At 62.4% G+C, this 14,519-nt stretch carries 9 protein-coding genes; 3 read left to right on the top strand and 6 right to left on the bottom strand.

Translation table 11 applies throughout. The annotated features are described in order from the left end of the window. Positions 1–82: 82 nt before the first annotated feature. The 6 genes from SAZ10_RS28325 to minC all read right to left on the bottom strand — a co-directional run bounded on the left by SAZ10_RS28325 (position 83) and on the right by minC (position 6,335). Positions 83–1,225 (bottom strand): porin, encoded by a 1,143-nt coding sequence (locus SAZ10_RS28325; RefSeq protein WP_318612795.1) that lies wholly within the window; start codon positions 1,223–1,225, stop codon positions 83–85. A 459-nt stretch (positions 1,226–1,684) separates the two neighbouring features. Next, positions 1,685–2,707 carry a hypothetical protein gene (locus tag SAZ10_RS28330; protein ID WP_318612796.1) on the bottom strand — a complete coding sequence of 341 codons (1,023 nt, stop codon included), beginning with the start codon at positions 2,705–2,707 and terminating at the stop codon, positions 1,685–1,687. Between the two features lie 628 nt (positions 2,708–3,335). Then, entirely contained in the window at positions 3,336–3,917 is a 582-nt protein-coding gene (locus SAZ10_RS28335; RefSeq protein WP_318612797.1) for a DUF2799 domain-containing protein, read from the bottom strand. A 571-nt stretch (positions 3,918–4,488) separates the two neighbouring features. After that, entirely contained in the window at positions 4,489–4,752 is a 264-nt protein-coding gene (gene minE, locus SAZ10_RS28340) for a cell division topological specificity factor MinE (protein WP_318612798.1), read from the bottom strand. Next, a complete protein-coding gene (minD, locus tag SAZ10_RS28345) occupies positions 4,749–5,564 on the bottom strand; it encodes a septum site-determining protein MinD (RefSeq protein WP_318612799.1) in 816 nt (271 codons plus the stop codon). The genes minE and minD overlap by 4 nt, the downstream gene beginning before the upstream one ends. A gap of 21 nt (positions 5,565–5,585) precedes the next feature. Beyond that, the gene (gene minC / locus SAZ10_RS28350) at positions 5,586–6,335 is read right to left on the bottom strand and encodes a septum site-determining protein MinC (protein ID WP_318612800.1); all 750 of its coding nucleotides are present in this window, start codon (positions 6,333–6,335) and stop codon (positions 5,586–5,588) included. A gap of 614 nt (positions 6,336–6,949) precedes the next feature. Here minC and SAZ10_RS28355 point away from each other — a divergent pair. The 3 genes from SAZ10_RS28355 to murJ all read left to right on the top strand — a co-directional run bounded on the left by SAZ10_RS28355 (position 6,950) and on the right by murJ (position 14,325). Further along, positions 6,950–9,412 (top strand): EAL domain-containing protein, encoded by a 2,463-nt coding sequence (locus SAZ10_RS28355; RefSeq protein WP_318612801.1) that lies wholly within the window; start codon positions 6,950–6,952, stop codon positions 9,410–9,412. Positions 9,413–9,620: 208 nt separating this feature from the next. After that, positions 9,621–12,422, top strand: coding sequence for a [protein-PII] uridylyltransferase (locus SAZ10_RS28360; protein WP_318612802.1), 2,802 nt, complete (start codon positions 9,621–9,623; stop codon positions 12,420–12,422). A 307-nt stretch (positions 12,423–12,729) separates the two neighbouring features. Further along, on the top strand, positions 12,730–14,325 hold the full coding sequence (gene murJ / locus SAZ10_RS28365; RefSeq protein ID WP_318612803.1) for a murein biosynthesis integral membrane protein MurJ: 1,596 nt from the start codon (positions 12,730–12,732) through the stop codon (positions 14,323–14,325). Positions 14,326–14,519 lie beyond the last annotated feature (194 nt).

Raw genomic sequence — 14,519 nt, forward strand, 5'->3', positions numbered from 1 at the left:
CGTTGCTCCCGGCCGCTTCCCCAAACGACAAGGACCCGGCGGTTTCCCGCCGGGTCCTCCAAGTCACGTTTCGTTCGAACGATCAGAACGTGAACTGGGTGCGGAGGTAGCCACCCCAGTTGTCGCCTTCCGCGAACTGGCTGAGCGGATCGCCGTCGCCATGACGGAAGCCGATGCCCGGCGTCACGACGAAGCCCGGAACCACGGTGAAGTTCACGTCGGCGTCGATCGACCAATCGGCAAGCTCGTTGTAGCCGAACTCGGCGTTGAGGGTGGTGCGGTCGTTGAAGTGCACGGCACCGCCGGCCCAGATCGCCCAGTCGCCGCCCCAGACAGCATAGAAGTTGCCGCCATTGTTGGCATAGGGAACGCCGCCCGGGAAGTTGCCGTCGCCGTCGTCATCCGTCCAGCCGCCCATGACGAAGAACGAGAACATGTCGTTCGGCGTCACGTCCACGCGACCCTTGATCGTGAATTCCTCCTGCACGGAGTCATAGGCACCGATAGCCGACAGGCCGAAGAGGCCCGTCTTATACGCCGCGCCGACCAGCACATGAGGCGTGTAGTCGAGGATGGCGCCCTGCCGAACACCGGTCACCGGATCCACGGAATAGAACGAATCGTCGTTGTTGCCCTCTTCCACACCCGCCATGAGCGAGAAGCCGTTGCCGGCATCGAAGGTGTAGGAGATCTGGTGCGTGGTGAACGGAGCGTAGGGGATCAGGCCGTCATTGACGACGCCCGAAGCGCCACCCAGCCAGGTCGAGAACAGCGAGTCCTCGACGCCGATCATGAAGCCACCGAGCTTCACCCAGGCGCGCTCGATGTGCTCGTCGTCGCGGACGTCGTTGGTCTCGAAGCCACCATGGGTCGTCCAGTTGAAGTTGATGCCCACGACGCCCTGCAGCGTGCCGAGCTCGGTCTCGGTACGGGCATCCATGCGCAGCTGGAAGCGCTGGCGCTTGTAGTAGGTGTCGGCTTTGTCGTCGCCGTCGGTGTCAACGCCAAACAGGTCGCCTGCGCCGATGTCGTAGCGGAGATAGCCGCCGACCTTCAGGCAAACCTCGGTGCCGGGGACGTAGTAGAAGCCCGTGCCGTATGTATCGCAGACGCGAACATATTCGACCGGCTCCGGCTCGGGCGCGACGATTGCATCGGCGGCGCGAGCACCGCTGGCAGCAAGAATGGCCGCAGTCGACCCAAGCAAGATCGTTCTGATATTCATATTAATCTCCGAAATAGCTCGTTTAGCTAGGGTCAACCCCCTGCCACCTGAACGGGTATATTTGACCTTCGGAGTCGGCAAAGGACATAACTGGGTCTATTTCCTCGCGATTCCCACTGCGACATATTTGCAACGAATTCTCGGCCTACAGGGACAAAGTTGGGTGTATTCCCATACCTCTTTGTTCATAAACGCCTAATTTTCGACGAGTATACATTCGTCGCTCAAGATGCAGACGAATCGCGACACAAGACCCAAAACTGTCCTTTGACTGTTGGATGTATCTAGCACATCTTATAAATGCTACTTCCGGCCGATGTAGAAGGACTGCTTTGATCGGAAGGCAATTGATGCGTTTTCATCTCCAGTCAACGCATGAGGGTCCCCGCCATCCCTGAGCGGGGACCCATTCCGTCAGGGAAGACAGTTCCAGAACCGTCGCACCGTAGCGGCTCACATTTACTTGCGGGGGGAAGCCGACATGCCGTCGCCCATGGCGAGATGCATGTCGAGCTGGGCTCGTGCGACATGTGCGGCAACGATGTTCTCGAACAGGTCTTCGAGCGGCGACAGCAACCGGATCTGACGCCCGCCTTTTTGCAGAAGCTGCACGAATCCTTCAGCCTCCGCCTTCCGCATGAGCCGTCTTATGTGCGTTCTCGACAAGCCGAACAGCGTGCCGATCTCGTCGAAAGGAAACTCGACGATATGATCGTCATCTTGCCGGGCCGCCTCCTTCAGGGACATGAGCTTGAGCAGCAATATCGTTCCACCATCAGCAGCCACGAACACCTGAGACTGGGGATGATTGAGAACGGACCCGTGGATGGCGATGTAGGAGTAAAGCCCGGCCGCAAAGCAGCGTTCCTGGATGCCCTCATCCTGATCGAACAACGCGCCGTAGTTTCTCGACGGGAACAGCGTGTCTGCCGCCGCCAGCGAGATACGCTGGAAATCCCTGGTCGCCGATATCAAATCTTCCGTGGGCTGGATGTACAGCCATCTGCGATCCTGGTGATTCTCCACGCGCACGATCAAGCCGAGGCGCTCCAGAAGCGCAACGATTGCGGCAGTGGTGTTCTTGCTGCAAACGCCCATCGCGGTGGTCAGTGTCTGGATCGACGAGAGAAAGGCGCCGCCGGTCTTTTCGGCCTGCCCGAAATATGAAGACAGGATGGCCATGCAGACCGTTTGGCGGGAAACGTTCGCCATCGCCTTGTTCACGAGGTAACGGCCTTCGAACAGATGCACTATGCTTCTGGCGTAGTCGACTGCCGTTGCCGGGAAGTCAGGATTACTCCGCAGGTCGCGAATGCGCTGCTGGAACCATTGCGCCCCGGTTCCGGGATAGCCCTGCGTTCGCGGCAGGGCGAGCCGGCTGAACGCGGCATTGAGTTCGACAGCACACACCTTGTCGGGATCCGCTCCCCAGTTGGAGGCGGAACACGCAGCAATTTCGCGGGCGGTTGTCGATATGTTCATCGAAATCCCCGGCACAACGACCGAAAGTCCCAGGAGCACCGAACCGGAGGGTAGGGAAAAGCCGATGGCCAACCCCGCATGACGGCGTACCAGGCGCGAGAACAGCCCCGGCGGCTGGGGCCTGCTGTCGAACTCGTAAACTTAACTTGCGAAGTAGGCAAAGGACAAAACTGGACCTATTTCCGCGCCCCGACACTGCGGCAATTCTGCAACGCAGCGATCCGTCAAGCTGCGGAAAACAGCTGGCGGACGCCATGCACCCGCCTGCGCAGTGGGTTTTGCAGAAATCCGATGCGTAGCTAAACCATCGAGCGGCGTAGCGATCCTGCCCGGACGCACGCAACTGTGGCGCCATAACTCCAAGTGAGCCTCATCTGGATATCGGGCTCTGGACGAATTTCGAATCAAAATGAATGACAGCAGTAGACAAATCGCCAGCACCCCGATGATTCGCTCCGGCGTCCAAGTCCAGCTCTTGCGAAATGAGAATCGGGACGGAAGAGCGGAGTGCGTGAAAATTGCACCGCCACCCCGCTCCATTTCTTGCTTCCGCGCCGGATTGTTCTGGGAAACGCTCCGCATTTTTCGGTCCGCCATGTCGGCGGAGGCGGTCTATGCCGAGTGCTCGTCAGTAGCCGGCAGCACTGCTGCGATTGCGATATCGATCAAGCTCCCAATCCGCATCCCGCACACGCCTGTCGCTCATCAGGAGCTCGTTCTGCTTGAGGAACACCTGCGAGCTCAATGCCGATCGCTCCTCTTGCGACTTGGCCTCCACCATTTTTCCGTTGAGGTCGTTGAGTTCCGCTTCGACACGGCTGCGCTCGGCGCGAGCGTCGTGTACTCGCTGGCCGACCGCATAGGCGTTCATGAAAGCTTGCGCGAGGTCGGCTGGACAGCTCGAGTTTTGACCTGACCCGCTCAGGCCGAGATTGAGCCCGTTCTCAGGCACGCAATACTGGCGGATCCCTGCCTCCCATCCGCGCCGCCACGAGGCGTTGTCGACGGGCAGACCATATTCTCCGCAGGCCTCGAGATGACGCGCCACCTGAGTGACTGGCTGTCCCTCCAGCCCGTCGCGCTGGCCGAGGTCGTACCAGCTGGCCGTCTGGCATTCGGCCTGGTTCAAGGTCTGACAGGAGACTGCGGTCAGCCCTGAGACGAGGACGCCGGCCAAAGCTGCGATCATTTTAGAGCGGCGTGCGCTCATGTGGGATCGCCATGCCGCTCCGTCTTTCTGCTTGCGCATCGGATGTGTCCGAAAGCCGCGACGCACTTGTCGGTCCGATGCCCTGATACGCATTATGATGCCCCCCAATAGTGCTACCCACCCTTCACAACCGATAGCACAATCGGCGCTGGCGAGGCTCGCCAAAGTTGCAACCAGGTCGGAGCACGACTGCGCGCGAAAGCATCGCCGGTTCAGGGGTGATGGGTCGGCTGTTCGTTGAGGGTCACGGGCAGCTGCGACCGGGACTGGAGCGCGGCTCCCATGCAAGGAGCGGCGGCTTGAGCTCCTGCGGCGCCCGGCACGCACGACCCGGCTTGCCGGTGCAGCCAACTTGGTCGGCATTCTGCCCTGGGCAGGCAAGGCAAGGCGATTGTGGCCGCCCCGCCCCTGGCATTCAGCAGCGGACGTTCCGTTTAAGCCTGATTCCGTTTAAGCCTGGTTCAGGCAATTGATCGTATCGCGCAGCTGACATTGCGGTACCGGCCTTCTTAGCCGCTGCGCAAGGCGATCATGCCAGCAAGGCAGATCGCCTTCCGACGCGGGTCGTCCGTCAGAACGCGGCCGCCATGGCGCCTGCCGGAATCTGGATATCGATCTCCAGCGTCGATACCCTCTCCCCGCGATCCATGTTCACCTTCACGTCGTCCTGATCGACCTGAACGTGCCTGGCGATCACTGCCATGATCTCTTCCCGCAGCTTGGCCAGGAGATCAGGCTGATTACGGTTCTGGCGCTCGTGGGCGAGCAGCACCTGCAGGCGTTCGCGCGCCACAGGGGCGGTGCCGCGCCGCTTGAAAAGATCGAGTAAAGTCATGCTGCTTTCCTTCCCAGCAGGCGATCGAGGAAACCTCTTTTCTCTGTCGGCAGAACAACCGGAACATCCTCGCCGCTCAGCCTCTTTGCGGCCTCGACATAGGCGCGGGCGGCCACATTGGTGGGTTCATTGAGCGTCACCGGCGAACCAAGATTGGATGCCCTCAGCACCGCCTGGCTTTCCGGAATGATGCCGAGCAGAGGCGTGGAGAGGATCTCCAGCACGTCGTCTATCCTCAGCATTTCGCCGCGTGAAGCGCGCGCAGCATCGTAGCGCGTGACGAGGACGTGCTTGGTGATGGTCTCGCCGCGCTCGGCCTTTACCGTCTTGGCATCGAGCAGGCCGATGATGCGATCGGAATCGCGAACCGAACTCACCTCCGGGTTGGTCACGATCACCGCATCGTCGGCAAAGCGCATGGCGAGCTGCGCGCCGCGCTCGATTCCGGCCGGACTGTCGCAGAACACGTAGTCGAATTTCGCCCTGAGCGCCGCGATCACCTGGCCCACGCCCTCCTCGGTGAGCGCGTCCTTGTCGCGCGTCTGCGAGGCAGGCAGCAGGAACAGCGAGTCGATGCGCTTGTCGCGGATCATCGCCTGCGACAGCTTGGCCGATCCCTGAATGACATTGACGAGATCGAAGACCACGCGCCGCTCGGCGCCCATGACCAGGTCCAGATTGCGAAGACCGACATCGAAATCGATAAGTGCCACCTTCATGCCAGTCTGAGCCAGTGCGGCTCCGAGAGCGGCAGTCGAGGTGGTCTTGCCAACGCCTCCCTTGCCGGATGTGACGACGACTACCTTGCCCATATTCGTATCTCCAAATCCCCGTTAGTTGAGGGCCGTGACCTGAATCACATCATTCTCCAGAAAGACTTGGACCGCCCGGCCGCGCGAGGACGGCTCCATGTCTTCGGCCGTTTGGTACCAGCCATCCACCGCCAGAAGCTCGGCCTCGTTCCTGCGGCAGAAGATGAGCGCCTCGGAATTTCCGGTGGCGCCGGCGAAAACCCGACCGCGCAGCGTGCCGTAGACGTGGACGGATCCTCCCGCAACGATCTCGGAACCCGAGCCGACCGAGCCGAGCACGATTACGTCGCCATATGGGTGATAGACCGACTGGCCGGAGCGTATGGGCGAGCGAATGATCAGCGACTTCGACGCGGGCGGTTCCGCTGTCTGTGCCGACGAGGCCGGCTTCGAGCCGCTCTCCGGGCGCGCCTCGGATTCGTCGATGACCGTCGGCCTTGCGCCTTTCAAGAGAGGGGGCAGATCGGGGCCGAGAACTTCGATGCCGTTGGCCTCGATCGCGTAAATCCGAATTCCGCGTTCGGCAAGCTGCGCAACCAGGCTGCCGACTTCGCTCGGGTCCGGCCTCAGAAGGTTCAGGTCCAGAACGACCGGACGACCGGCAAAGAAGCCCGGAGAATTCTCGGTCCAGTGATCGAGGCCCTCGAACCACTCCTCCAACGGCGCCTCCGGCGCCAGCGCGAAAGCCAGAAACGAGCGCGCGGGAAAGCGTATGGACTTCTTCTGGACAGGGGTAACGCTGTTCTTCTCTATGGTAGCGATGCTGGTCACGAAGGCGGGGTCCTTACTGATTTGTTAACGCTATTCCCGACATGGTTAATGAAAGGTAAACGGCGAGGCATACGCGAAGCTTTCGTTAATTTTTGATGCCAGCCCGCTGCTCAGTACGAAAATGGCGTCGGGCGGAGTCAGCCGAGCCTGCCGCGACGATACGATGAAACTATCCGGGCTGACCGAAGCGCGGTTCTCGCTGCGAAGGCGTCCGGTTGCCGAAAGTGTCTGCAACTCTGTGGTGCGCCGACATCTCGCTCGGGATCAAGCTTCGGGACAACGCTGCCCCGCCCGTCCAAACACATTGTTTGAATATCACACAGTGCTTAACTACGCCTGCGGGTGCTTTACTTGCAAGTTCAGCAGGTTCGCAGTCGAACAGATATAATTCTCCTGAAATCTTTCGCACGGCCGAGCTGAAGCAGTAGAAATATTTGTTAACGACATTGCACTACAGCTGAATAAGGAGGCTGCTCCCGGCCTATGGCCGGACAGTTCCTGGACCTCGCCGCTGGCGGCCTTTGCAAGATTTCTCACGGGAATCGGACGCGGGCCTGCGGCGAGCGAACGGGCAGGCAGCTGCTACAGGGGCGGTAATTGCAGATCGACCGAAAATGACGACGACGCGCACGAAGCCAAGGCTGATCGCCCTCATCTGGCCGTTCGTAGCCGTGGTCCTCGTGCAAGCGATCATCGCATCGGTCAGCATACATACCTTGTCAGCCATACGCGCCTACATCGCCAGCGAAAGCGTCTGGTCGAAGGCGCAGAAGGACGCGATCTATTTGCTCGACCGCTATGTCGAGACCAGGAACGAGCTCTATTACCTGCAGTTCGAGAACGCGATCGCTATCCCCCTCGGCGACCGGATCGCCCGGCTCGCGCTTGACGGCCCGACCGCCGATTTCAAGGAGGCGGAGCGCGGTTTCCAGCTCGGAGGCAACCATAGGGACGACCTTGCCGGACTGATCTGGCTGTTCCAGAACTTCCGTTTCATCAGCTATTTGGACAAGTCCCTGGAGCCTAACGGAGCGGCGGAGCCTTTCATTCTCGAGCTCGAGGCGCTTGGCAGATCGATCCGGTCGGAAATCTCGGCCGGGCCCGTGAGCGCCGAGCGGACCGCCTTTCTGCAGGCCGAAATCTACCTGCTCGACCGGCAGATCACACCGATTACGCTCGCCTTCTCACGCTCGCTGGGCGAGGGTTCGCGGGCGATCAAAAACGTGCTTCTCGTCGTGAATGTCGCCTCGGCAATCACGCTGATCGTGTTTGCGGTCTGGCGCACCCGCAAGCTCATCGGACAGCGCCAGGCCGCCGAGGCCGCGCTCGACACCGAGCGCGAGCGGGCGCAGATCACGCTCTCCTCGCTCGGCGAGGCGGTCGTCACGATCGGAGCCGGAGGCTTCATCGATTACCTGAACCCGACAGCCGAGCGGTTGTTCTCGATGCCAGCCGAGCACGTCCGCGGGAGGCCGCTCTACGAGCTTTTCACGCTGGTCAACAATGAGACCGGCAAGCGCGACTGGAGCTTCCTCACGAATGTGCTCGGCGGGGAGCGGGCCAGCCTCGACAGCGAGACGCACAAACTGCTGCGCAAAGACGGCAGCCCGGTGGTCGCTTCGCTTGTCGGTGCACCGCTCGGCCGGGAAGGCAAGCTCTGCGGTGCGGTGCTCGTCTTCCATGACATGACGCGCGAGCAGGAATATATGGCTCGCCTTTCCTGGCAGGCTTCGCACGACGCGCTCACGGACCTCGCGAATCGGCGCGTCTTCGAGCAGCGGCTGGAGCGGGCGCTCGCCGGCCTGTCACGCGGCGCCTCGACCCACGTGCTCATGTTCGTCGATCTCGACCAGTTCAAGCTCGTCAACGATACCTGCGGCCATGCCGCGGGCGACCGCCTGCTGCAGCAGGTATCGACTGCGCTGGCCAGCGAGCTGCGTCAGGGTGACCTGCTCGCCCGCCTGGGCGGCGACGAATTTGGCGTGTTGATGGAAGATTGCGAGCCGGCGCTCGCGGCAGAAGCTGCGGAGCGGCTGCGAAGGACGGTCGAGGAGCTCGCCTTCGTTTGGAACGGGCGCCCGTTCTCAATCAGCGCCAGTGTCGGGGTGGTGCATGTTTCCGAGCCCGGGACAACGCTCGAGGAGGCGCTGCGCGCAGCAGACGTCGCCTGCTACATGGCGAAGGAGAAGGGCCGCAACCGCATCCAGATCCAGGAGCCGGCCGATACCGAGCTGCTCGAGCGGGTCGGCGAGATGGCCTGGGTGCAGCGCATCCGCGACGCGCTCGACGAGGACCGCTTCTGCCTTTACGCACAGGAAATCGTGCCTCTGCAGGAGAGAGAGGCCGGCCGGGGCCATGTCGAGGTGCTGGTCAGGCTGCGCGACGAGAACGGCCAGATGGTCGCGCCGCAGAGCTTCATTGCGCCGGCCGAGCGCTACGGGCTGATGCCGCTGATCGACCGCTGGGTTGTGCGCAACACCTTCGCTGAACTCGCCAGGCGGGAGCAGCAAGGCCTGCCGATCGATATCTGCGCCATCAATCTCTCCGGTTCGAGCTTCGGCGACGAGGGCTTCGTCGATTTCCTGCGCGAGGAGCTCCTTGCCCATCGCATCGCGCCGCAGTCGATCTGCTTCGAGATCACCGAAACGAGCGCCATCGCCGACATGTCGACGGCGATCGCCTTCATGGGCGCGATGCGCGGCTTGGGCTGCAGCTTCGCGCTCGATGATTTCGGTTCGGGCATGTCCTCGTTCTCCTACTTGAAGCACCTGCCGGTCGATTATCTGAAGATCGACGGCGGCTTCGTCAAAGATATGCTCAGCGACCGCAACGACCGCGCGATGGTCGAGATGATCCATCACGTCGGCCAGGTGATGGGCAAGATCACAATCGCCGAATTCGTCGAGAGCGCGGAAATTGCTACAGCGCTGCGCGAGATCGGTATCGGTTATGCGCAGGGCTTCGCTGTGGCGAGGCCGGCGCCGTTCGACGACAGCTTCCGTCTTGCCGGCGGGACATTTTCGGCGCAGGAGCCGGCCGTACGGGAGTGGCAGCGCCGAATCGGGCGCACCGCCTGAAAAATCCATTCATCCGAAAGCCGCGTCGCACTTTTCGGTCCGATGCTCATGCCTTGTCCGCGCATCGGATTCACCCGAAAACCGCGTCGCACTTTTCGGTCCGATGCAGTTTCACAGTCCAAGCATCGGATTCACCCGAAAACCGCGTCGCACTTTTCGGTCCGATGCTCTATAGACGCCGCCCAGGAATCGAGACTGTCCGGGGCATATGGCCAAGATCCCTCTGAGACTCGAAGAGATCATCGACGGCGAAGCCTTGCGCCGTGAGCTAGGCGCTCTCGCCGAGAGCCGAGGCGGCGACGGCTCGAGCGCGGAGATCCGCGCTGCAGTCCGGCAGGTCCTCAAGCAGCGGCTCGCGGAAGGCCGAGCGGTCGTCGAGCGGATGCTCAATGAGGACGGCGGCGGAACGGCATGCGCACAGCGTCTCTCGCATCTGATGGACGAGGTGATCCGGGCGCTCTACGACTTCGCAACGACCCATGTGTACCGTTCGACGAATCCATCGGCAGCGGAGCGTATGACGATCGTGGCGGTCGGTGGCTACGGCCGCGGCACGCTGGCCCCCGGTTCCGATATCGATCTGCTTTTCGTGCTGCCCTACAAGCAGACGCCATGGGGCGAGCAGATCGCCGAATACATGCTCTATATGCTGTGGGACCTCGGCCTGAAGGTCGGCCACGCCACCCGCAACATCGACGAGTGCATCCGCCTGTCGCGCACCGACTTCACAATCCGCACCTCGATCCTGGAGGCGCGGTATCTGTGGGGCGAGGAGGCGCTCTACAAGGAGCTCGTCCAGCGCTTCGATGAGGAGGTGGTGAAAGGAAGCGGCGCCGAATATGCGCAGATCAAGCTCGCCGAGCGCGATGAACGCCATCGCAAGGGTGGCGAGAGCCGCTACCTGGTCGAGCCCAACGTGAAGGACGGCAAAGGGGGGCTGCGCGACCTGCAGACGCTGTTCTGGATCGGCAAGTATTTCTATCGCGTGAGAAGCGGCGAGGAACTGGCGGAAAGGGGCGTCTTCACCAACCAGGAATACAAGCTTTTCCTCAAGGCCGAGGATTTTCTCTGGGCCGTGCGCTGCCATATGCATTTCCTCACCGGAAAAGCCGAGGAGAGGCTCTATTTCGACATCCAGCCCGAGATCGCCCAACGCCTCGGTTATACCAGCCATCCCGGCCTGTCGGCGGTCGAGCGCTTCATGAAGCACTACTTCCTGATCGCCAAGGATGTGGGCGACCTGACACGCATCGTCTGCGCCGCGCTCGAGGAGGAGCAGGCCAAAGAGGCGCCGGGCTTCAATCGCTTCCTGTTCGGCTTCTCCAGGCGCAAACACAAGCTCGCGGGAACCAGCGATTTCGTGGTCGACAACAACCGCATCAATGTCGCCGACGACATGGTCTTCGAGCGTGATCCGGTAAATCTGTTGCGGTTGTTCTGGTTCGCCGACCGGCACGGGCTGGAGTACCACCCCAAGGCGATGCATCTCGTCACGCGCTCGCTGAAGCTCATCACCCGGAATTTGCGCAAGGACGCCGAGGCGAACCGGCTGTTCCTCGACATCCTCACTTCGGATCACGATCCGGAGCTGAACCTCCGGCGCATGAACGAATCCGGCGTGCTCGGCCGGCTCATTCCTGAATTCGGCAAGATCGTCGCGATGATGCAGTTCAACATGTATCACCACTACACGATCGATGAGCATCTCCTGCGCTGCATCGGCGTGCTCTCTGAAATCGAGCGCGGCGAAGGCGAGAAGATCCACCCGCTCACCCATTCGCTGATGCCGGGGCTAAAGAAGCAGCGCGAGGTGCTCTATGTCGCGGTGCTGCTGCACGACATCGCCAAGGGCCGGCCGGAGGACCATTCCACGGCCGGGGCGAAGATCGCCCGCCGCATCTGCCCGCATATGGGCCTTTCGGCCGCCGACACCGAAACGGTCACCTGGCTCGTCGAAAATCATCTCCTGATGTCGATGACGGCGCAGACCCGCGATCTCAACGACCGCAAGACCATCGAGGACTTTGCCGCGATGGTGCAGACGGTGGAGCGGCTGAAGCTGCTCCTCGTGCTCACGGTCTGCGACATACGCGGCGTCGGTCCGGGCGTCTGGAACGGCTGGAAGGGCCAGCTCCTGCGCACGCTCTATTACGAGACGGAGCTGACGCTGACCGGCGGCTTCTCGGAGGTCTCGCGCGCCGAGCGCGCCAAGGCCGCCCGCGAGCAGCTCGCCGAGGCGCTGTCCGCCTGGCCGGAAAAGGAGCGGCAACGCTATGTCGGCCTGCACTATGACAACTACTTGCTGGCGGTCGACCTCGCCGACCAGCTGCGCCATTGCGAATTCATCCGCGCTTCCGACGCAGCGAACAAGCGGCTGGCGACCACGGTGAGGACCCGCGAATTCGAGGCAGTCACGGAGGTGACGGTGCTCGCGCCCGACCACCCGCGCCTGCTGTCGGTAATCGCCGGAGCTTGCGCGGCCGCCGGCGGCAATATCGTCGATGCGCAGATCTTCACCACGACCGACGGGCGTGCGCTCGACATCATCCTGATCAGCCGCGAATTCGACCGCGACGAGGACGAGCGGCGGCGCGCCGAGCGGGTCGGAAGGCTGATCGAGGACGTGCTGTCGGGCCGCAGCTGGCTGCCGGAAATGATCGAGAAGCGCACCAAGCCGAGACGGAGCACCAAGGCTTTCCGCATCGAGCCGCGCGCCGATGTCGGCAACACCTTTTCAAACCGGTTCTCGGTCATCGAGGTGGAAGGCCTCGACAAGCCGGGCCTCCTCTCCGAGATCACCGGCGCGCTCTCCGACCTCTCGCTCGATATCGCCTCGGCCCACATCACCACCTTCGGCGAGAAGGTGGTCGACACTTTCTACGTAACCGACCTCACTGGCCAGAAGATCGAAAGCCCGTCACGCATCGAGGCGATTAAGGCACGGTTGATCGCCGTACTCGAGGGCGCGACGGCGGCGCGGCCGGCGCGGGTGAAAGCGGCGGCGGAGTAGGATCGCCGTCGGGACTGCGAGGAATTCTGTTGAGATTGCAATATCCCCTCATCGGCTCTCCTTCGCCTCGCCATCTCTCCGTCATCTGCATGACGATGAGGAGCCGCGGCGGCACATCCGTTGCAGGTGAGGCACAACGCTCGTGCCCCCCTTCCCCTTGTGGGGAGGGATTCAGGGTGGGGGTGCGAAGCGCGCCAGCCGACCCTGCTCGGCTTCTGATAAAACCTGACCCAAGGAGCACTGCAGTACCCCCACCCCTTACCCCTCCCCACAAGGGGGAGGGGGGCGTCAGCGCGGTGCCCACACCATGAGCCTCGTCAAGAAATTCGCGACCGTCGCATCCGGCACGCTGATGAGCCGGCTGCTCGGTTTCGCGCGCGAGATGTTCATGGCCGCCGCGCTGGGAACGGGACCGGTGGCCGACGCCTTCAACGCCGCCTTCCAGTTCCCCAACACCTTCCGCAGATTGTTTGCCGAGGGCGCCTTCAATGCCGCTTTCGTGCCGCTCTTCGCCAAGGAGATCGAGGCAGGCGGCTTGGACGGTGCGCGGCGCTTTTCCGAAGAGGTGTTCGGCGTCCTCTTCACTGTGCTGACAGCGCTAACCATCGCCATGGCGCTGGCGATGCCGCTGCTCGTCTCGACGATCATCGCGCCCGGCTTCACCGACAATCCCGACAAGTTCCACCTGACTGTCCGGCTCGCCACGATCATGTTCCCCTATCTGATGTGCATGTCGCTGGGGGCGATGATGAGCGGCATGCTGAATTCGCTGCGCCGCTATTTCGCGGCGGCGGTCGCGCCGGTCTTCCTGAACATCATCCTGATCGTGGTCCTGGCTTACGCCTGGTATCGCGGCTCGAACGCGATGACCGTCGGCTATATGCTGGCCTGGGGCGTTCTCGCGGCCGGCCTCGTGCAGCTCGGCATCGTCTGGGGCGCGGTGCGCCATGCAGGAGCCTCGATCGGCTTCCGCCGCCCGCGCTTCACCGCCAATGTCAGACGCCTGCTGATCCTGGCGCTGCCAGCGGCGATCACCGGCGGCATTACGCAGATCAATCAGCTCATCGGAACCGCAATCGCTTCCGGTCAGGACAGCGCCGTGTCGTCGCTCGCCTATGCGGACCGCATCTATCAGCTGCCGCTCGGCGTGGTCGGCATCGCGGTCGCAATCGTGCTTCTGCCCGAGCTCGCCCGCGCGCTGAAGTCCGGCAATCTGGTCGAAGCCGCCAACCTGCAGAACCGCTCGGTCGAGTTCACGCTATTCCTAACCCTGCCCGCGGCCGCGGCACTGCTGGTCATGTCCGAGCCGATCGTGCGGGTGCTCTATGAGCGCGGCGCCTTCGCTGCGGGCAACAGCACGCCGACCGTTTCGGCGGTGCTCTCCATTTTCGGCCTCGGCCTGCCCGCTTTCGTGCTGATCAAGGCATTCACGCCGGGCTATTTCGCACGCGAGGATACCCGCACGCCGATGTATTTCGCCGCGGCCTCGGTGATCGTCAACATATCGATCGCGCTCACCCTGTTTCCCTCGATCGGGGCGCCCGGCATCGCTACTGCGTCGGCCGTGGCCGGCTGGGTCAACGCGATGCTGCTCCTCGGCGTGCTGATCTGGCGCGGCCATTGGGGACGCGACATCGCGCTCATCACTCGCATCCCGCGGCTGGTGATCGCTGCGGGCATCATGGCCGCCGCGCTCTCGTTCGCGACCCGCTGGTTTGCGCCGCAGCTTGCCTCTTCATCCCCGCTGCATGTGCAGGCGGCTGTTCTTGCCGGCCTGACGGCCGGCGGAGCCGCGGTCTATTTCGCCATCGCCTTCGCGATCGGCGGGGCGGACCTCGGCATGATCCGGCGCAACATCAAGCGTGGGGCGAAGGCGGCACCGGCGGAGGAGGATGCCTTTTAGAGCGCATCCGGAGACTTCTGTTTTTAGGTTGGCGCCGCCTCTCACCCTCCCCCTCTCCCCGTAAAAGACGGGGAGAGATCCTATGGGGGCGACGACGAGAGGGGCTACCATCGTTTTGCCAAAACAAGCGATGGAGCGTCCCATGAAGCGGAACGATTTGAGCCGATCTCTCGTCGTCTTCGAGCAGCATAGCA

It is taken from the genome of Mesorhizobium sp. BAC0120 (assembly GCF_033542235.1).
Classification (GTDB): Bacteria; Pseudomonadota; Alphaproteobacteria; order Rhizobiales; family Rhizobiaceae; genus JAWRCU01.